The organism is Halomonas sp. JS92-SW72, assembly GCF_003547075.1.
Classification (GTDB): Bacteria; Pseudomonadota; Gammaproteobacteria; order Pseudomonadales; family Halomonadaceae; genus Halomonas; species Halomonas alkalicola.
In genome coordinates, this window is the sequence record NZ_CP032147.1 from 3729054 (window position 1) to 3747950 (window position 18897).

General features: G+C 68.9%; 21 protein-coding genes and 2 tRNA genes. 13 read left to right on the forward strand and 10 right to left on the reverse strand.

Translation table 11 applies throughout. The annotated features are described in order from the left end of the window. Window positions 1–65: 65 nt before the first annotated feature. The 4 genes from D1793_RS17580 to hisC form a co-directional block, all read right to left on the reverse strand. Window positions 66–332 carry a hypothetical protein gene (locus D1793_RS17580; RefSeq protein ID WP_119023289.1) on the reverse strand — a complete coding sequence of 89 codons (267 nt, stop codon included), beginning with the start codon at window positions 330–332 and terminating at the stop codon, window positions 66–68. Between the two features lie 59 nt (window positions 333–391). Next, window positions 392–2122, reverse strand: a complete 1731-nt coding sequence (locus tag D1793_RS17585; protein WP_119023290.1) for a DUF6880 family protein — start codon at window positions 2120–2122, stop codon at window positions 392–394. Beyond that, on the reverse strand, window positions 2119–2517 hold the full coding sequence (locus D1793_RS17590; RefSeq protein WP_205527570.1) for a hypothetical protein: 399 nt from the start codon (window positions 2515–2517) through the stop codon (window positions 2119–2121). Before D1793_RS17590 ends, D1793_RS17585 begins: the two co-directional genes overlap by 4 nt. Window positions 2518–2725: 208 nt before the next feature. Beyond that, window positions 2726–3781, reverse strand: a complete 1056-nt coding sequence (gene hisC, locus D1793_RS17595; RefSeq protein WP_119023291.1) for a histidinol-phosphate transaminase — start codon at window positions 3779–3781, stop codon at window positions 2726–2728. A gap of 124 nt (window positions 3782–3905) precedes the next feature. Between hisC and D1793_RS17600 the strand changes: the two genes are divergently transcribed. From D1793_RS17600 to mnmH, 5 genes are all read left to right on the forward strand, one after another. Then, entirely contained in the window at window positions 3906–4802 is an 897-nt protein-coding gene (locus tag D1793_RS17600; RefSeq protein WP_119023292.1) for an AEC family transporter, read from the forward strand. A gap of 109 nt (window positions 4803–4911) precedes the next feature. Then, window positions 4912–5361 carry a copper resistance protein NlpE N-terminal domain-containing protein gene (locus D1793_RS17605; RefSeq protein WP_119023293.1) on the forward strand — a complete coding sequence of 150 codons (450 nt, stop codon included), beginning with the start codon at window positions 4912–4914 and terminating at the stop codon, window positions 5359–5361. A gap of 74 nt (window positions 5362–5435) precedes the next feature. Continuing rightward, on the forward strand, window positions 5436–6815 hold the full coding sequence (radA, locus tag D1793_RS17610; protein ID WP_119023294.1) for a DNA repair protein RadA: 1380 nt from the start codon (window positions 5436–5438) through the stop codon (window positions 6813–6815). Between the two features lie 100 nt (window positions 6816–6915). Continuing rightward, a complete protein-coding gene (gene selD / locus D1793_RS17615; RefSeq protein WP_119023295.1) occupies window positions 6916–7953 on the forward strand; it encodes a selenide, water dikinase SelD in 1038 nt (345 codons plus the stop codon). Then, entirely contained in the window at window positions 7950–9050 is a 1101-nt protein-coding gene (gene mnmH / locus D1793_RS17620) for a tRNA 2-selenouridine(34) synthase MnmH (RefSeq protein ID WP_119023296.1), read from the forward strand. Before selD ends, mnmH begins: the two co-directional genes overlap by 4 nt. Before the next feature lie 15 nt (window positions 9051–9065). On the opposite strand, the gene D1793_RS17625 is transcribed toward mnmH, so the two are convergent. After that, a complete protein-coding gene (locus tag D1793_RS17625) occupies window positions 9066–9761 on the reverse strand; it encodes a type 1 glutamine amidotransferase (RefSeq protein ID WP_119023297.1) in 696 nt (231 codons plus the stop codon). A 50-nt stretch (window positions 9762–9811) separates the two neighbouring features. Between D1793_RS17625 and D1793_RS17630 the strand changes: the two genes are divergently transcribed. Both D1793_RS17630 and D1793_RS17635 read left to right on the forward strand, forming a co-directional pair. Further along, window positions 9812–10105, forward strand: a complete 294-nt coding sequence (locus D1793_RS17630; RefSeq protein WP_110070157.1) for an MGMT family protein — start codon at window positions 9812–9814, stop codon at window positions 10103–10105. Window positions 10106–10130: 25 nt separating this feature from the next. After that, window positions 10131–10724, forward strand: a complete 594-nt coding sequence (locus tag D1793_RS17635; protein WP_119023298.1) for a YjaG family protein — start codon at window positions 10131–10133, stop codon at window positions 10722–10724. Between the two features lie 26 nt (window positions 10725–10750). Here the strand turns inward: D1793_RS17635 and D1793_RS17640 are convergent, their stop codons facing one another. The 5 genes from D1793_RS17640 to hisB all read right to left on the reverse strand — a co-directional run bounded on the left by D1793_RS17640 (window position 10751) and on the right by hisB (window position 14217). Further along, entirely contained in the window at window positions 10751–11278 is a 528-nt protein-coding gene (locus D1793_RS17640; protein WP_119023299.1) for a hypothetical protein, read from the reverse strand. 20 nt (window positions 11279–11298) lie between these two features. Further along, on the reverse strand, window positions 11299–12072 hold the full coding sequence (hisF, locus tag D1793_RS17645) for an imidazole glycerol phosphate synthase subunit HisF (protein ID WP_119023300.1): 774 nt from the start codon (window positions 12070–12072) through the stop codon (window positions 11299–11301). Between the two features lie 2 nt (window positions 12073–12074). Beyond that, window positions 12075–12824, reverse strand: coding sequence for a 1-(5-phosphoribosyl)-5-[(5-phosphoribosylamino)methylideneamino]imidazole-4-carboxamide isomerase (hisA, locus tag D1793_RS17650; RefSeq protein WP_119023301.1), 750 nt, complete (start codon window positions 12822–12824; stop codon window positions 12075–12077). Window positions 12825–12950: 126 nt separating this feature from the next. Next, window positions 12951–13592 carry an imidazole glycerol phosphate synthase subunit HisH gene (hisH, locus tag D1793_RS17655; protein ID WP_119023302.1) on the reverse strand — a complete coding sequence of 214 codons (642 nt, stop codon included), beginning with the start codon at window positions 13590–13592 and terminating at the stop codon, window positions 12951–12953. A 31-nt stretch (window positions 13593–13623) separates the two neighbouring features. Further along, complete coding sequence (gene hisB, locus D1793_RS17660; protein ID WP_119023303.1) at window positions 13624–14217, reverse strand: imidazoleglycerol-phosphate dehydratase HisB; 594 nt, start codon at window positions 14215–14217, stop codon at window positions 13624–13626. A gap of 193 nt (window positions 14218–14410) precedes the next feature. Here hisB and D1793_RS17665 point away from each other — a divergent pair, with 193 nt between their 5' ends. From D1793_RS17665 to D1793_RS17690, 6 genes are all read left to right on the forward strand, one after another. Then, a complete protein-coding gene (locus tag D1793_RS17665) occupies window positions 14411–14857 on the forward strand; it encodes an acetyl-CoA sensor PanZ family protein (protein WP_119023304.1) in 447 nt (148 codons plus the stop codon). Next, window positions 14857–17211 carry an AsmA family protein gene (locus D1793_RS17670; protein ID WP_119023305.1) on the forward strand — a complete coding sequence of 785 codons (2355 nt, stop codon included), beginning with the start codon at window positions 14857–14859 and terminating at the stop codon, window positions 17209–17211. Before D1793_RS17665 ends, D1793_RS17670 begins: the two co-directional genes overlap by 1 nt. A gap of 54 nt (window positions 17212–17265) precedes the next feature. Then, entirely contained in the window at window positions 17266–18378 is a 1113-nt protein-coding gene (mutY, locus tag D1793_RS17675) for an A/G-specific adenine glycosylase (RefSeq protein WP_119023306.1), read from the forward strand. Then, window positions 18375–18647 carry an oxidative damage protection protein gene (locus D1793_RS17680; RefSeq protein ID WP_119023307.1) on the forward strand — a complete coding sequence of 91 codons (273 nt, stop codon included), beginning with the start codon at window positions 18375–18377 and terminating at the stop codon, window positions 18645–18647. The genes mutY and D1793_RS17680 overlap by 4 nt, the downstream gene beginning before the upstream one ends. A 92-nt stretch (window positions 18648–18739) precedes the next feature. After that, window positions 18740–18815: transfer RNA gene (locus D1793_RS17685), tRNA-Phe, on the forward strand. Window positions 18816–18821: 6 nt separating this feature from the next. Next, a tRNA-Gln gene (locus tag D1793_RS17690) sits at window positions 18822–18896 on the forward strand. Window position 18897: the final 1 nt, after the last annotated feature.

The window sequence follows — 18897 nt, forward strand, 5'->3', positions numbered from 1 at the left end:
GCCAAGCTCATTCCAGCGAGCGAAATGAACCTTATTTTTCGGCTCACTACCCTGTCTCTCACGGCCTATTCTGAATATCTCATGGCGGTTTCCAGCGTATCGCACAGGGAGTCCAGCTCCTCCTGCAATGCCGCACCTCTGACCTCTTTTATTGACCTGCTCAGGTCTCCGACCAGCACTTCGAGCCAAAACCTTTCGATCATCAGCCGATGAAAACCTGCCTTTCCTGCCACCGCTTCAAAGGCGGGGGCCTGGTCCGGGAACGGATACCCATACCGCAGAATCAGGTTCGCCTCTCTCCCCGAAATTTCAATCTCAACGTCATCCGACAACCTGGATCCCTCCCATTTTATAGAACCAGATGGAAACAGGGGTACGCCCCCGATTTTTCTCATGGCGGAAAGGCCTCATTCAGCCACTTGATGAAGTTGCGCTTCTGCCTGAATTCGGTACGCAACTCTTCCAGCGCCGCGGCAAATGCCCGGTGCTGTTCCAGCGTTTCGAGCGTGCCATGCAGCTCACGAAGCTGCGCGATGGCGCTGCGGTAGCTTCGGTTGTCGGCGTTGCGCACTTCGCTGCGGGCCAGGCGAAGATAGAGCGGCAGGCTCTGGTCGGGGTTGCCCAGCTGCTGGGCCAGCCTCAGCAGCAGGCCAGCCGCCACCGGCCGGTCCGAGCTGAATGCCAGCGCTTCCTCCAGACGGTTCTCGTAGAGGTAGATCTCCAGCAGGCTATTGACCACCTGGGGCGCATAGCCCCAGGGCGCCTCCGGCGCCTTGTCGATCTCCTCCCTGAGCCAATCGTGGACGCGCCGCTGATAGTCGGTGGCCAGGCCATACTCATCGGCCAGCTCGAGCAGATGCCGATAATCCTCCAGCTGCTGCGTCTGCTGATAGATCTGCCACTGGAGCTGCCCCGCCTTTTCGGCTTCGCCGCGATGCAGCAGCAGGCGGATCCATAGCCGCTCGCGCTCGCACCGCCAGCGGGGGTAGCGCTCGTCCTCGGCCCGGGCCGCCCGGGCCAGCCACAGCTCCACCTGGTCCCAGGCGTCGTGCGTGATGCACAGCTCGGCGATCTTCAGGTAATCCTGCACCCCAGTAGCGCTCTTCTGATGCAGCGCCAGGATGGTGGCGACATCGCCGCGCGCTTCGGCGCGCTTCAGCAGGGGCTCGCGCAGCCGCCGGTAGCGAAACTGCTCCGACCACTGCGCGTCGGCGGGCAAGCTCGGCAAGGCGTCCCAGACCTGCTGCAGCAGGGCCAGGTAGGCGTCCATCCCCTCGCTGCCCAGGGCCTCGGTATAGGCATCGGGAATCTTGGGGTATGAATCATAACTTTCCCCGAAGGCGATCTCGTAGAGATGCGCTGCGAGCGTCTCGGCGGGCCAGTCGAGCCGCTCGGCAGTCTGCACGTGCAGCCTATGCAGCGTCTCTTCGCAGGAGAAACGAAAGCCGCCCGAATCGTCGACGGTCTCCAGCGCTCGTGACAAGCGCGACAGGGCGTACTCCACCAGAGTCAGGCAGGTATCAGGCGGCATCTGCGGCGCCTGCTCGGCAATCTGCTCGACCACCGCCTCCGCCTTGGCGAAATAGGGCCGCACCTGACCATAGCGATGCAGGTGGCGCTTTAGCGGAAAGGCCGCGGTGATGCGCTTCTTCAGCGCCTTGTGATCGAGCACGCCGAGCACCGCATCGGCACGCAGCGACCACTGATGCCGTCGCACCGGGTCCTCCTCGATCAACTCGGCCAGCGCCTCCACCAGCGAGTCCTTGTCCAACTGCTGCAGGTAGGCGAGCAGGCGGCCACTCTCTCCCCCCGCCATCAAGCGCTCCTGTTCCGCCTGCTCCGCCCGGTAGGCCAGGGCAGTGGCCACGCAGTGCTTGCAGAAATCGATGCCCTCGGAGGCCGGGCAGTCACAGCCCCCCTCCAGACCACGGGGATTGAGATGCAGGGTCACCTGATAGCTTTCGCTGCCCGCGACCTGGGCGGTGAGGGTATTCCCCTGCCGGGTCCAGCCCAGCACCTGGCCCTGCCGGAAATAGGCCACGCCGCGCTCGAAGGCGGCCTCGCCGGCGAGCCGCACGAGCTGCTCGTCGGCAAGCAGCGCCGTCTCGTTGTGCAGGGTCATGATGTCACCGTTGCCTTTCTGCCGCCCCGCCGTGTCTTCGTCGGCGTCTGCTTCGCCTTCTCCGCCTTGATCCGTTCCAGCAACGCCGCGGCGGAGTGCTCGCCGCTGATCAGCTCGGGGTTCTCGGCACGCCATTCGGCGGTCAGCTCGCCGCGAAAGGCCTTGGCAAGGATGGACTGGGTCAGCTTGTCGACGCGGGCCCGGGCGTTAGCGACCTGCTGTTCGACCTGGTCGGCGAAAGCGAATAGCTGGTCGACGCGGCGGACGATTTCGCGCTGCTCTTCGATCCCCACATCAGGATAGGGAACATTCTTCAATATTTTGTAACTATTCAGGTGGTTGCGGATAGCCTGTCGCCAACCAGCTGATTTTTCTGGCATAGTGCACAGCATCATTCGGCACACCTATGCGGTGATATGACCATCAGCGATATCAACGTCGACGAGGCCCTGGAGCGGGTCCGGCAGGACCGATCAGTCAGACAGGACTGCCGCCTGACTTGCCGTACACAGGATTTGACAATAACTCATCGTCAGGCACTGATAGAGAAAAGCCCCGATCATCGTGAGATGGTCGGGGCTTTTCGCGTTTGGGCAGAGGCGATTAACCGCAGAGGGTCTCGAGGGTCTCCACCAGGGTCTCCATCTCATCCTCGGTGCCGATAGTGATGCGCAGGTAGTCACGCAGCGCCTCGGTGTTGAAGTGGCGTACCAGGATGCCGCGTTCGCGCAAGCCGGCGAACAGCTGGGCGGCGTCATGTGCCGGGTGGGTCACCAGCACGAAGTTGGCCTGGGAGGGCAAGACCATGAAGCCGAGCCTCTCCATGTGGGTACGGGTGCGCTCCCGGGTGGTGATCACCCTCTCTCGGCACGCCTCGAAGTGCTCGTGGTCCTCCAGGGCGGCGATGGCCACGGCGCTGGCCAGGCTGTCGATGGGGTAGGAGTTGAAGGAGTCCTTGACCCGGGTGAGTCCCTCGATCAGCTCCCGGGAGCCCACGGCATAGCCCAGGCGCAGGCCCGCCAGGCTGCGCGACTTGGAGAAGGTGCCGGTGACCAGCAGGTTCGGATGCCCTGCCACCAGGGGGATGGCGCTCTCGCCCCCGAAATCCACGTAGGCCTCGTCCACCAGGACCACGCTGTCGGTGACTCGCCCGAGCAGCTCGGCGATCGCTTCACGGCCGTGGCCATGGCCGGTGGGCGCGTTGGGGTTGGCGAAGATGGCCCCGCCGCTGTCGCTGGAGAAGGCGGCCAGGTCCACCTCGTGGTCAGGGGTCAGCGGCAGGGGGCGTCGCTCCACGCCATACAGCCGGCAGTAGACCGGATAGAAGCTGTAGGTGGTCTCCGGCATCTCCAGCGGCTGCGGCTGGCAGAAGAAGGCCTGGAAGGCCAGCGCCAGCACCTCGTCGGAGCCGTTGCCCACGAAGACCTGATCGACCTCGACGCCGAACTCCCGGGCCAGCGCCTCGCGCAGGGCGCGGGACTCAGGGTCCGGATAAAGGCGCAGGTGGTCGGTAGGGTAGTCGCGAAGCACGGCGCCCACGCCAGGGGCCGGCGGATAGGGGTTCTCGTTGGTATTCAGCTTGATCAGGCGCTCGCGTGGCTGCTCGCCGGGGATATAGGGCGTCAGCTCGCGTACCCTGGGACTCCAGAACTTGCTCATGGTCACTCGCTTGTTGGCAAGAGTAGGGGGCTCGGCTCATGGTGACCTGCCCGGGGCAGCCGCGCAAGCCGCCGCCGTGCTAGTCTGGGAGCACTTCTGCAGATTCGAATTCAATGGGGCCCCCATGACCGCCCAGATCCTCGCCACCCTGCTGCCGGTGTTCCTGATCGCCGGCTGCGGGACCCTCTATGGTCGCTTTCGCACGCCGGATATCCGCAGCATCAACACCCTCAACATGGAGTTGTTCGTGCCCATGCTGGTGTTTGCGGTGCTGGCCGATGGCCAGGCACCGCTGGAGGAGTATGTCGGGCTGGCGGTCGGGGGGGCGGTGATCGTCGTAGGCTCCGGGGTGCTGCTCTGGCCGCTGGTGAAGTGGCTGAAGCTGAACCCGAAGACCTTTCTGCCGCCGATGATGTTCAACAACTCCGGCAACATGGGAATTCCGCTGCTGCTGCTGGCCTTCGGCGAGGCGGCGCTCCCCGCGGCCATCGTGCTGTTCATCGTGGAGATGCTGCTGCACTTCTCGCTGGGGCTCTGGATGCTCAGTCCCGCCACCCCGCTGTGGCGGATCCTGCGCATGCCCATCGTGCTGGCCAGCATCACCGGCCTGGCGGTCAACCTGGCCGGGGTGGGGCTCCCCGGCTGGCTGCTCGAGGCGCTGCACATGCTGGGCGGCGTCTGCATTCCCCTGCTGCTCTTCGCACTGGGGGTTCGAATGCTCGACATCGACTTCGGCGACTGGAAGACCGGCATGCTCGGGGCGCTGCTCTGCCCGCTGTCCGGCCTGGTGCTGGCCGTCCCGCTGATCTGGCTGCTGGGGCTCTCCGGTCTCCAGGCCGCGGCGCTGTGGGTGTTCGCCGCCTTGCCGCCGGCGGTACTCAACTACCTGGTGGCCGAGCAGTACCGCCAGGAACCCCACAAGGTGGCCTCGCTGGTGCTGATCGGCAACCTGGGGGCGCTGGTGGTGATGCCGGTGGTGCTGGCCCTGGTCTTCGGGTACGTCTACCCCGGCGCGGGCTGAGGATGATGGCGCGATATGGCAGACTGTCCGCCAGTAGCCTGAGAGGTTATGCTGTCAAACAGGCCGCCGTGAATGACGGTGTCATTGCCCACTGTTCAGGAGGACACACATGCAAATCAGGACCTTGCTTGCGGGATCGGCCATGCTCGCACTGCTGGCCGGCTGTGCCGCTGGCCCGGCTCCGGGGCCCGATGCGCCCGGCGTCGAGGTCGGGGAGGAGCGCTATCAGGGCACCCTGCCATGCCGCAACTGCGATGGCATCGACCTGGATGTGGTGCTGATGGGAGACGAGCAGAGCCAGCCGGAGGAGCGGACCTTTACTCTGCAGGCCTCCTACCGTGCCCATCCCCAGGATCCGCCCGATGAGAACTATGCCGGCAACTGGGAAGTGCTGGCCGGCACCGCCACCGAGCCGGATGCCACCGTCTACGAATTGACGCCAGACGGTGAGGGCCAGATCTACTACTTCCTGCGCCTCGACGAGCAGACCCTGGAGCTGATCGACCCCCAGCGTCGCCGCTTCCAGAACAGCGAGATGCTGCAGCTGCGTCGTCAGTGATCGCGAGCCCGACGCTTGCAGAGGGCGGCCGCAGGGCCGCCCTCTGCGTTTGATACCCCCAGAGGCGAGGAGCCATGGCCAAGGCAAAGAGCGCCTTCGTCTGCACCGAGTGCGGTGCCGAATACAGCAAGTGGCAGGGGCAGTGCACCAGCTGCCAGGAGTGGAACACCCTGAGCGAGGTGCGCCTCGCCGCGGCACGCCCCGGTGCCGCCAGTGGCGGCGCCGGCAGCGGCCGAAGCGGCTATGCCGGGGCCCTGACCCGGGAGGTGGTCGATCTCGCCAACGTCGACCTCTCCGAGGTACCTCGGCTCTCCTCCACCTTCGGCGAGTTCGACCGGGTGCTGGGCGGCGGCCTGGTGCCGGGCTCGGCGGTGCTGCTGGGCGGCCATCCGGGGGCCGGCAAGTCGACCCTGCTGCTGCAGAGCGCCTGCAAGCTGGCCCAGTCGCGCCGCGTGCTCTACGTCACCGGTGAGGAGTCGCTCTCCCAGGTGGCGATGCGCGCCCACCGCCTGCAGCTGCCGGTCCAGGGGCTGAAGATGCTGGCCGAGACCAGCGTCGAGACGATCCTCGCCGTGGCCGAGCGGGAGCGTCCCGAGATCCTCGTGATCGACTCCATCCAGACCATGCACCTCGAGGATATCGCCTCGGCGCCGGGGGGCGTGGCCCAGGTGCGCGAATCCGCCGCGGCGCTGACCCGCTTCGCCAAGCAGACCAACACGGTGCTGCTGCTGGTCGGCCATGTGACCAAGGACGGCACCCTGGCCGGCCCCAAGGTGCTAGAGCACATGATCGACGCCTCGCTGCTGCTGGAGGGGGGCGCCGACTCCCGCTTCCGCACCCTGCGCGGCCAGAAGAACCGCTTCGGCGCGGTCAACGAGCTGGGGGTCTTCGCCATGCTCGAGCACGGCCTCAAGGAGGTGAAGAACCCCAGCGCCATCTTCCTCTCCCGCACCCAGGAGCAGTCGCCAGGCAGCCTGGTCATGGTGGTCTGGGAGGGGACCCGGCCGATCCTGGTCGAGGTGCAGGCGCTGCTCGACGACTCGGCGCTGGGCAACCCGCGCCGGGTCGCCGTGGGCCTCGACCCCAACCGCCTGGCCATGCTGCTGGCCGTGCTGCACCGCCACGGCGGGCTCTTCACCGGGGACCAGGACGTCTTCCTCAACGTGGTGGGGGGGGTGAAGGTGCTGGAGACCAGCGCCGATCTCGCCGTGCTGCTGGCGGTGGTCTCGAGCCTGCAGAGCCGCCCGCTGCCCCGGGAGCTGGTGGTGTTCGGCGAGGTGGGGCTCTCCGGCGAGATCCGCCCGGTGCCCAGCGGTCAGGAGCGCATCGTCGAGGCCGCCAAGCACGGCTTCACCCGTGCCATCGTCCCGCGCGGCAACGCGCCGAAGACCTCGCCACCGGGCATGGAGGTGGTCGCCGTCGACAAGCTGGCCGAGGCCCTGGAGGCGCTCTAGGCCCCTGCCGGCGATGTGGGACCGCGCCGGGCCACACCGGCGTCCTCGGGGCCTGCCGCCTTGAGGTAGAATGCCAGCATCAGATACCGAGGAGACTTCGATGAGTGCCATCCGCCTGACCCAGTACAGCCACGGCGCCGGCTGTGGCTGCAAGATCGCCCCCGACGTGCTCGACGGCATCCTGGCCAAGGCCGGTCCGGGCGCCACCCATTCGCAGCTGATCGTCGGCAACCAGGGGCGCGAGGATGCCGCCGTCTACGACCTGGGCGATGGCCGCGGCATGATCGCCACCACCGATTTCTTCATGCCCATCGTCGACGACCCCTTCGACTTCGGCCGCATCGCCGCCACCAACGCCATCAGCGACGTCTTCGCCATGGGGGGCACCCCGGTGCTGGCCCTGGGCATCCTCGGCTGGCCGCTGGACAAGCTGCCCGCCGAGGTGGCGGGCGACGTGCTCGCCGGCGCCCAGGCCGTATGCCGGGAGCTGGGTCTGGCCCTGGCCGGCGGCCACTCCATCGATGCCCCGGAGCCGATCTTCGGCCTGGCGGTCAACGGCCTGGTGGAGCTCGAGCATCTCAAGCTCAACAAGGGGGCGAAGCCCGGCGACCTGCTGTTCCTGACCAAGCCGCTGGGGGTGGGCATGCTCACCACCGCCGAGAAGAAGGCGCTGCTGGAGCCCGGCCACCAGGGGCTGGCCCGGGAGACCATGCTCAGGTCCAACCGCATCGGCGTGGCCCTGGCGAAGGTGAAGGGGGTCAACGCCATGACCGACGTCACCGGCTTCGGCCTGGCCGGCCACCTGGCCGAGGTGTGCGCGGCCAGCGGCGTGGCGGCGCGGGTCGACTTCCGCCGCCTGCCGCGACTCGCCGAGGCGGAGGCCTACCGCCGCCAGGGCGCGGTGCCCGGCGGCACCCTGCGCAACCGCCAGGCGTTGGGAGAGAGCCTGCCGGAGATGGACGAGGCCCACTGGCAGTGGCTGTGCGACCCCCAGACCTCCGGTGGCCTGCTGCTCTCGGTGGACCCCGCCTGGGAGGACGACGTGGAGCGCATCGGCCGCGAACACGGCATCAACCTCGCTCCCTTCGGCGAGGTAGTCAAGGCTGAGGGTCCCGCGCTGATCGAGGTGAAGGGGTGAGCGAACTGCCGCTGATCGAACCGGACCTCGCCCTGCTGAGCGAGGGGCGTGTGCTGATCGACGTGCGCGCCCCGGTGGAGTTCGCCCAGGGCGCGCTGCCCGGAGCCATCAATCTCCCGCTGATGGACGACGAGGAGCGCCGCCTGGTCGGCATCGAGTACAAGCAGCGCGGCCAGCAGGCGGCCATCGAGCTCGGCCAGCGGCTGGTCAGCGGTGGCATCAAGGCGGCCCGCGTCAGGGCCTGGATGCAGGCCCTGGAGGCTCATCCCGACGCCATCGTCTACTGCTTCCGCGGTGGGCTTCGCTCGCAGATCGCCCAGCAGTGGATCAGCGAGGCGGGCGTCACCCGCCCGCGCATCCGCGGCGGCTGGAAGGCGATGCGCCAGGCGCTCTGTGCGCGCATCGATGCCGCCGCCGAGCGGCCCCTGCTGGTGGTGGGCGGGCTGACCGGCTGTGCCAAGACCGCGCTGATCCAGGCCCTCGACAATGGCCTGGATCTGGAGGGCTGCGCCCGTCACAAGGGTTCGGCCTTCGGGCGCCATCCGCTGCCGGCCCCCAGCCAGATCGACTTCGAGCACGCCATGGGCCGGCGCCTGCTGGCCCTGCCCGGCCCCGTCGTGGTGGAGGACGAGTCGCGTCATATCGGCACCGCCAACCTGCCGCTCACCTTCTGGCGGGCCATGGAGCAGGCGCCACGCCTGCGCGTGGAGATGCCGCTGGACTGGCGCCTGGCGCAGATCCACAAGGACTACATCGACGACCTCTGGGAGGTCTACCGGCAGCAGTGCGGCGAGTGGCTGGGCTGGGCGCTGATGCGCAAGCAGCTGTCGGGTTCGCTGGCCAGGCTGCGCAAGCGACTGGGGCGCGCCCGGCTCGATCGGCTGCAGCGGCTCCAGCAGCTGGCCTTCCGCGAGCACGAGCGGGGCAATCGCCAGGCCCACGAGGCCTGGCTGGCGCCGCTGCTCACCGAGTACTACGACCCCATGTACCGCTACCAGCTGGAGAAGCACCCCGAGCAGCGCTTCCTCCATGTGGGTGACTGGGAGAGCTGTCTGGCCGCGGCCCGGGAGTGGAGCGCCGCCCAGGCCGCTCCCTAGGCGATTTGCAGGCGCTCAGGCCGCCTGCGGGCGCAGCCACTGGCTGAGCAGGCGGTCGAGCAGCGGGGCCAGCCGCACGAAGCGCTGGGGGTCGGCGAGCATCGCCTCCGCGGGCTGGGCGTGGGGGCTCCGGGCAGTGCCGTCGGGGAGCGGGCTCCGTTCGAGCAGCGCCGCCACGCTCTCCGGCGTCACTTCCAGGTGGCAGAGCAGGCCCACCACCCGGCCGGCGTCCCAGCTGAAGCCCTGCAGCGGGCTCGCCTCGCTGCCGCCCAGCGCCACGGCGTCCTCTGGCAGTGCGAACACCTCGCGGTGCCACATGAAGGCATCGAACTGCTCGGGCAGGTCCAGCGGGCTCTCCGGCGCCAGGGTGACCCGGTGCCAGCCGGTCTCGGCAAAGGTGCCGCGGGCCGCCACGGCGCCCAGCGCCTCGGCGATCAGGCGCGCGCCGTAGCAGATGCCGAGCAGCGGCTTGTGGCTGTCCAGGGCGCGCTCGATCAGCCGACGCTCGCCCTTGAGCCAGGGCTGGCTGCCCTTGTCCAGCGGGCCGACGGGGCCGTCGAGCACCACCAGGGCATCGCAGTCGGCGAGGCGCGGCGGCGTCTCGCCGGCGTCCAGATGGAACACCGTATGGCTGTGGCCCATGCTGGAGAGCCAGTCGGCCAGGCGCGCCGGCCCCTGGTGGGGGCTGTGCTGGAGCAGGTGAAGGTGCATGGGAACCTCGCCATCGATGCGTAACGACCTGACAGGGGGCGCAAGGGTACATGAAGCCGGCGTTGCGTGAACAGATACTGACGGTGCTGGCGGCCATCCCGGCCGGGCGGGTGACCACCTATGGGCGCATCGCCGCGATGACCGAGGGGGCGACGCCCCGGCTGGTAGCCCGCGCCCTGCGCGAGCTGCCCGAGGATCACGGTCTGCCCTGGTACCGGGTGATCACCGCCTCGCGCAAGCTGGCCGACCATCCCGGTGCGGCGGAGCAGCGCGAGCGGCTCGCCGCGGAGGGCGTGGTGCTGGATGGCCGGGGCCGTGCCCCGGCCGAGCGCCTCTGGCCATGAGACATTGAGATGTCAAGGAGAGTCCATGAGCGGTTTCTTTCAGCGCCTGCAGGAGCTCGAACCCCGCTCCCAGCAGGCCTTCATGGCGGCGCTGTGCGAGCGCCTGCTGCCCAACTACGGGTTCTACTGCCAGGCGCTCGACGCCCAGGGCGCCGGTCACGGCAACCCCCAGGCGCTGCGGGCCATCCTCGACCTGGTGTGGGAGCGGCTCTCGGTGAAGGGCGCGAAGATCGATTTCGCCCTGCAGGCGGAGAAGCTGGCCGAGCAGGCGCCCCCGCCGGACGACGACAGCTTCGGCGCGCGCCGCGCCTCCGAGGCGGTCGCGGCCCTCTCGGCGCTGCTGGATACCCTGCAGGGTGAGGCCCCCGAGGCGGTGCTGGAGGTGAGCCGCGCGTCCCGCGGAGGTGTCAGGGCCTTTATCGAGCTGACCGAGGGCGAGGAGGACGGCGAGCGGCTGGCCGCCCTGGTGCGCGACCACCCGCTGATGGCCGACGAGAACGACTTCCAGGACGCGGTGCTCGAGGCCGTCGAGGGGCCGCTGGGCCGCGACGAGCTCAAGGCGCTGCGTCGCCTGGGGCGCAACGACGGCGTCAGCAACCTTGGTCTTTCCCTCGACTAGCCCTGGCGAGCCGTGCGGGCGCCGGGCTAGAAACGCACCCCGGCGCTCACCATCAGGCCGGCGGCACCGAACACGATCAGGTCGGCCTCGAGGCGCTTCCAGCTGACGCCCAGGGTGGGCAGGATGGCCGGGGCGATCTCGTAGCGGTTGAAGGGAATCTTGTCGCGATACTCGCCGCGGTAGCCGTGCAGGGCCCCGGCGGAGAGCTTGGCGCGGATGCGGGTATCGCCGGACTCCCACATCGGCAGCTCGCGGCCCACGTAGAGGTAGATGGAATCCTGGTTGAAGGAGTTCTTGAAGCGCGCCGCGCCAGTGAACCAGAGATCGGGGTTGTGCAGCTCCACACCGATCAGCCGCTGGTTGTTGGTGTGCTCCGGGTCCGGACTGAAGTGGTCGGTATAGAGGCTGGTCTGCACCAGCACATGGCTGAGCTCCAGGGCCGGCGGCCAGTCGAGCCGCTCCCGCCAGCCGCCGGCCTCCTCCGCCAGGGCGGCGGAGGGGGCCAGCAGCGGCGCGAGCAGCAAGGCCGTGGCGAGTCGATTGCGCAGCGACATCCGGTCGTCCCTCACGGTGTTCAGAGGCGCATCTCGATGCCGCGCTCGGCCATGTAGCGCTTGGCCTCGGGGATGGTGTATTCGCCGAAGTGGAAGATGCTGGCGGCCAGCACCGCATCGGCGCCACCTTCCAGCACGCCCTCCACCAGGTGGTCGAGGTTGCCGACCCCGCCGGAGGCGATCACCGGCACGCTCACCGCGTCGGCGATGGCGCGGGTCACCCCCAGGTCGAAGCCGACCTTGGTGCCGTCGCGGTCCATGCTGGTGAGCAGCAGTTCGCCGGCACCGTACTCCACCATCTTCTTCGCCCACTCCACGGCGTCAAGCCCGGTGGGGCGGCGCCCGCCGTGGGTGAAGATCTCCCAGCGCGGCGCCTCGCCCTCGGCGGAGACCCGCTTGGCGTCGATGGCCACCACGATGCACTGGCTGCCGAAGCGTTCTGCGGCCTCGCGCACGAACTCGGGGTTGGTCACCGCGGCGGTGTTGATGGAGACCTTGTCGGCGCCGGCGTTGAGCATGGTGCGGATGTCATCGCAGGTGCGGATGCCGCCGCCCACGGTGAGGGGGATGAAGACCTCGCCGGCGATGCGCTCGACCATCTCCACCGTGGTGCCGCGATCCTCGTGGCTCGCCGTGATGTCGAGGAAGGTGATCTCGTCGGCGCCCTGCTGGTTGTAGCGCTGGGCGATCTCCACCGGGTCGCCGGCGTCGCGGATACCGATGAAGTTGACGCCCTTGACCACGCGGCCGGCGTCGACGTCGAGGCAGGGGATGATGCGCTTGGCGAGTCCCATGGTCAGCTCCCCCCCTTGCCGGTGAGCTGGTCGCACAGCCGCTGCCCTTCGGCGACATCCAGGCTGCCTTCGTAGATGGCGCGACCGGTGATGGCGCCGAGGATGCCCGGCTCGCCGGCGGCCACCAGGGCGCGCAGGTCGTCGAGGTTGGTCACCCCGCCGGAGGCGATCACCGGCAGGCCGCCGTCCCGGGCAAGCGCCGCGGTAGCCTCCACGTTGACGCCATTCATCATGCCGTCCCGGGCGATATCGGTGTAGACGATGCTGGAGACGCCGTCGTCGGCGAAGCGCTTGGCGAGATCCACCGCCTTCACCTGGGAGACCTCGGCCCAGCCGTCGGTGGCCACGAAGCCGTCGCGGGCGTCCAGGCCGACGATCACGTGGCCCGGGAAGGCGCGGCACATCTCGCCGACGAAGTCCGGCTCCTTGACCGCCTTGGTGCCGATGATCACGTAGCTGACGCCGGCGGCCAGGTAGTGCTCGATGGTCTCGGCGGAGCGGATGCCGCCGCCGATCTGGATCGGAAGCTCGGGCCAGCGCCGGGCGATGGCGGTGACCGCCTCGCCGTTGACCGGCTTGCCCTCGAAGGCGCCGTTGAGATCCACCAGGTGGAGGCGGCGGGCGCCGGCCTTCACCCAGCGCTCGGCCATGGCCACCGGGTCGTCGCCGTAGGTGGTGGCGTCGTCCATGCGGCCCTGCTTCAGGCGCACGCACTGGCCGTCCTTGAGATCGATGGCGGGAATCACCAGCATGTCCAGCTCCTCTTGGGTGCCTCTGCGGGCCCCGGTTGAAAGTCGTGGGGCGGCGTGGCCGCCCGGTGCGGCGCCAGCGCCTGGGTCTGTGCGAACCTCAGGGGGTCCAGGTGACCCGGGCGCGGCTCAGGGCGCCCAGGTGACAAAGTTCTCGAGCAGCTTGAGGCCGGCCCGGGAGCTCTTCTCCGGGTGGAACTGCACGGCGAAGGTGGCGTCGCGGCCGATGGCCACGTGGGCCTGGATGCGGCCGTAGTCGGTGGTGCCGAAGACCGTGGCCTCGTCGGCGGCCTCCACGTAGTAGCTGTGCACGAAGTAGAAGTGCTCATCCTGGTCGATGCCGGCCCACAGCGGATGTTCGCGCTGCTGGTGCACCAGGTTCCAGCCCATGTGGGGGACCTTGAGGCGCTGGCCGCGCTCGTCGAGCATGTCGCCGGGGAAGCGCTTCACCTCGCCGCCGAGAAAGCCCAGGCAGCCGATGCCGCCGTTCTCCTCGCTGTGGTCCAGCAGCATCTGCTGGCCCACGCAGATGCCCAGCAGAGGCTTCTCCTGGCTGGCCAGCAGCTCTTCCACCAGGCCGCGCAGCTCGGTCTTCTCCAGCTCGCCCATGCAGTCGCGGATGGCACCCTGGCCGGGCAGCACCAGGCGGGTGGCGCCCAGGATGCGGCGGGGGTCGCGGGTGACCACCACGTTCTCGTGGGTGACGTGCTCCAGTGCCTTGGCGACGGAATGCAGGTTGCCCATTCCGTAGTCGATGACGGCAATGGTCATGGGGCGCTCCTCGTGTGGTCGTGCGGCGGCCTCACAGGCAGCCCTTGGTAGATGGCATCTGGCCGGCCATGCGCTCGTCGAGCTCCAGCGCCATGCGCAGCGCGCGGCCGAAGGCCTTGAAGATGGTCTCTGCCTGATGGTGGGCATTGAAGCCCTTCAGGTTGTCGATGTGCAGGGTCACCATGCCGTGGTTGACGAAGCCCTGGAAGAATTCCCAGAAGAGCTGGGTGTCCAGGCGGCCGATGGTGGCACGGGTGAACTCCACGTCCATGAAGAGCCCGGGGCGGCCGGAGAAGTCCACCACCACCCGCGAGAGCGCCTCGTCCAGCGGCACGTAGGCGTGGCCGTAGCGGCGGATGCCGCGCTTGTCGCCCACGGCCTTGGCGAAGGCCTGGCCCAGGGTGATGCCGAGGTCCTCGACGGTGTGGTGGTCGTCGATGTGGAGATCGCCTTCGGCCTTGATGTCGAGATCGATCTGGCCGTGGCGTGCCACCTGGTCGAGCATGTGGTCGAGGAAGGGCACGCCGGTCTCGCAGGCCAGCTTGCCGGTGCCGTCCAGGTTGACGGTCACGGTGATCCGGGTTTCCTGGGTGTCACGGCTGACCGTGGCGATACGCTCGGACATCGAAGCCTCTCCAGCGCCTGGGCGCATGTCGAATGGGGCCACCGGCGTGCAGTGACCCGAAAGAACGAGTGGACGGCGGGTCACGCCCGCGACCGGAAAGCTGCCATTATAGAGAATCGGCGACCCCATCCGCTACAATGCACCCCACTGCGCGGCGGCGACCCTCGCCGCCCCGGCCCAGGGAGACCCATCAATGCCGGTGACACTTCATCCCGTCGACCGCGCCGCCTGGGAAGCGGATGCCCAGGCGCAGCTCGACCTCGCCCGTATCTATGCCGATGCGCCCTCCGAGCGGCTGCCCGCGCCGGTGGACGCCTTCATCCATGGTCATCTGGCCGATGGCCATCGCTTCCTCTGCGCCCGCTTCAACGATCGCCTGATCGGTGCGGTGGCCCAGCGCGACGATGGCGAGGCCTGGTGGCTGTCGCACTTCTGCATCCGCAAGCCGACCCGCCGACGCGGCGTCGGCACCCGACTGCTGACCCTGGTGGGCCAGGCGGCCCAGGCCGAGGAGAGGGCCCTGCGCGCCGAGCTGGGGCAGCTTCAGCTGGCCGACCAGGTGCTGCTGGTCCGGCTCGGCTTCCGGCTCGAACAGCACGAGAGCTTCCATGAGCTGCTGATGCCCGAGAGGAGCCAGTGATGCGTCGCCTACTGAGCACCCTGCTGGCCGCGATCGGGATTCTCGCCGTCCTGGCCGTGGCCGCGGTGGTCTATGTGACCACCTTCTTCGACCCCGAGGACCTCAAGCCGCGGCTGATCGAGGTGGTGCGCGAGCAGAGCGGCCTGGAGCTGGCCCTGGAGGGCCCCCTGACCTGGTCCTTCTATCCGCGACTCGGCGTCGGTGTCGAGAAGGCCGAGGCCTGGCTGCCCGAACAGACGGTGAGCGAGGAGACCTCCTTCGTGGCCTTCCGGCGGGCCGAGGTGAGCCTGGCCTTCACCCCCCTGCTGCGCGGCGAGATCGCCATCGACGGCATGACCCTGGATGGCATGCGCCTTAACCTCGAGCGTGACGAGGCGGGGCGCGGCAACTGGGAGGCGCTGATGGAGCGCCTCGCCGAGCGTAGCGAGGCCGCCGAAGAGGTGCTGGCGCCGGCAGGCGCCTCCGCCGGCCCGGTGCCGGATGGCCAGGGCGGCCTGGCCGTGGCGCTCAACATCGCCAACGTGCAGGTGCGCGACGGCGAGGTGAGCTATCGCGACCTGGGCGCCGGGCATGAGCTGCGCCTGGAGTCGCTCGGCATCACCGGCAGCAACGTCAACCCGCGCAGCGCCTTCCCGATCCGCACCAGTTTCCGCCTGGTCGGCCACGACGACCTGGATCCGGAGGCCCGGGAGAACACCCCCAGGCTGACCAGCGACGTCTCCCTCGAGGGCCGCGTGACCCTGGGGCTGGCGGAGCGCCGCTACCAGCTGGACAACCTCTCGCTGACGACCACCAGCCGCCTGGCCGCGGTGGAGGGCGAGCAGAAGCTGGTCCTGAAGGGCAGCGAGCTGCGCCTCGACGCCATCGAGCGCCGCCTGCACCTGGCGGAGGGCAGCCTGGATGCCACGCTCAGCCACCCTACGCTTGGCGATTCGCCGCTGCCGCTCTCCCTGGCCTTCGCGCTGGAGGCGGATCTCCTCGCGGAGACCGCCCACCTGCGCGACCTGGTGCTGAGCGGTGAGCACGGCCTCAGCCTGAGCGGCAACCTCAATGTCGACCACCTGCTGGAGGCGCCGGCCTATGAGGGCCAACTGCGCCTCGCCGCCCTCTCCCTGCGCCCCTGGCTCGAGCGCTTCGACAGCCTGCCTGCCATGGCCGATGACGAGGCCCTCACCGAGGTGGCGCTGACCACCCCCGTGCGGGGCGACATGTCGCGCCTGGAGCTCGCCGGGCTGACCCTGACGCTGGACGGCAGCACCTTCAGCGGCCGGCTCGCGGCGGCGCTCGACGGCGGGCTGCTCGACTTCGACCTGCAGGGGGATCGCCTCGACCTGGATGCCTACCTACCGCCGGCCGCCCCCCGGGGCGAGGCGGCCTCGCTGAACGGGCTGCCCGGGATCCGCCGGGCCCATGCCGACGATCCCGGTACCCTGGTGCCGGCCGAGTGGCTGGCCGGATTGCGCCTGGACGGCGAGCTGGGCCTTGGCCGGCTGCGCCTGGCGGGTCTCGACTTCGGCGACGTCGACCTGGCCCTGCAGGGCGCCGACGGGCGCCAGCGCCTGACCCGCTTCACCTCCGGCTTCTACGAGGGCAGCCTTGCGGCCGAGGGGGAGCTGGATCTGACCCGCGACCCGATCCGCTGGCAGTTGGAGCCGCGCATCGAGCGGGTGCGCACCGACGAGCTGCTCGAGGCCCTGGGCGACGAGCCTGCCCCGCTGCGCGGGCGCCTCTCCGCCGAGGGGGAGCTGACCTCCCGGGGTAATACCTGGCCGGCCCTCAAGCGCCATCTGGATGGCCGCCTGGCCGCCCATATCGATGACGGCGCCATCCTCGACGTCAATGTCTCCCGGGAGCTGTGCACCGCCGTGGCGGCCCTGGAGGGGCGCGAGACCAGCCGCGACTGGCACCCGGATACCCGCTTCGAGCGTGCCGAGGCCACCTTCGTGATCCGCGATGGCACCCTCAACAGCGACGACCTGCTGGTGGCCATCCCGGGCATCGAGCTGGGCGGCGAGGGCTGGCTCGACCTCATCAGCGAGCGCTTCGAACTGCGCGCCGCGGCGCGGGTGGTGGACACCGCCGATGCCGCCTGCCGGGTCAATCCCCGCCTCGAGCGGCTGCCCTTCCCGGTGCGCTGCGAGGGCAGCCTCTCGGGGGATAGCGCCGAGTGGTGCCGCTTCGACCGCGAGGCCTTCCAGTCCGCCATCGGCGAGGCGTTGCGCGACGAGCTGGGTCGCCGGGTCGGCGAGGAAGCGGAGCGCCGCCTGGAGGGCACCCTGGAGCGTCTCGACGAGCGGCTCGGGGAGGGCAGCGGCCGGGAACTTCGCGATGCCCTGCGCGGTCTGTTGAATTGAGCAACGTCAGTCCCTGCGCCGACATCCGTGTCGGCGCTTTTTTGTGGAGTCGCGATGAGTGAGATGCCCTCACCCGTCCTGTCCGCCGCAGAGTTCCAGCGGCGACTGCTGGCCTGGTTCGATGTCCATGGCCGCCACGATCTGCCCTGGCAGCAGGAGCGCACGCCCTACCGGGTATGGGTCTCCGAGATCATGCTGCAGCAGACCCAGGTGGCCACGGTCATTCCCTACTTCGAGCGCTTTATGGCTCGGTTTCCTGATGTTGCCGCTCTGGCAGGAGCAGAGCAGGACGAGGTGCTGCATCTGTGGACGGGGCTTGGCTACTATGCGCGGGGGCGCAACCTGCACAAGGCCGCAGGCGTGCTCCTCGATGAGCACGGCGGTGACTTCCCCATGGACACCGAGGCGCTGGCGGCGCTGCCCGGCATCGGGCGTTCCACCGCGGGGGCGATCATCGCCCAGAGCAGCGGGGAGCGCGCGGTGATCCTCGACGGCAACGTCAAGCGCAGCCTGGCGCGCCTGCATGCCGTTGAGGGATGGCCGGGGCGTCCCGCGGTGGAGCGCCGGCTGTGGGCCCTGGCCGAGCACTACACGCCCCACGAGCGCCTGGTCGATTACACCCAGGCGGTGATGGATCTGGGGGCGACCCTGTGCCGGCGCGGCACGCCCGAGTGCGGACGCTGCCCTTTCGCCGATGTCTGCCTGGCCCATGCCCGGGGCGAGGAGCGCCGCTTCCCGGAGTCGAAGCCGAAGAAGTCGCTGCCCACCCGCACCACCCGCATGCTGCTGCTTCGCGATGCGCGGGGCCGCGTGCTGCTCGAGCAGCGGCCTGCCAGCGGCCTGTGGGGCGGGCTGTGGAGCCTGCCGCAGTTTGATGACGAGGCGGCGCTCACGGCCTGGCTCGACAGCCATGCGCCGGGCAGCGCGATCGAGTCGGCCGGAGCGCCCTTCCTGCATGTGTTCAGCCACTTCCGGCTGGAGATCACGCCCCAGCCGGCCCGCGTCGAGCGCCTCGATGCGGTGGGCGAGACCCGCCGCTGGTACGACCCTGAAAACCCCGATGCCGTGGGCCTGGCGGCACCGGTCAAGTCGCTGCTGACCAGCCTGGCGCCCTTTGCCCTGGATGCCCCGCCGGGACCCTACACCCACGAGGAGATCGACCCATGAGTCAGACCGTCTTCTGTCGCAAGTATCAGCGCGAGCTCGAGGCGCTGCCGTTTCCCCCCCTGCCCGGCAAGAAGGGCCAGGAGCTCCAGGCCAGCGTGTCGAAGCAGGCCTGGACCGAGTGGCAGGCCCTGCAGACCCGCCTGATCAACGAGAAGCACCTCAACATGCTCGACCCCGCCTCTCGGGAGTACCTGATGGACCAGATGGAGCGCTTCCTCGACAATCGCGAGACCGATCAGGCCGAGGGCTATGTGCCTCGGGAATCGTGATGCCGATCCCCCGATCCTTTCCGGCCATCGTTTTGAAACGGAAGGGGTTGACGGCGAAACGCCGCTGAGGTTTAATACGCACCGTTGGCAGCGGCCAGATAGCTCAGTTGGTAGAGCAGGGGATTGAAAATCCCCGTGTCGGGGGTTCGATTCCCTCTCTGGCCACCACACTGCTGGGGTATCGCCAAGTGGTAAGGCACCGGTTTTTGGTATCGGCATTCCCAGGTTCGAATCCTGGTACCCCAGCCAT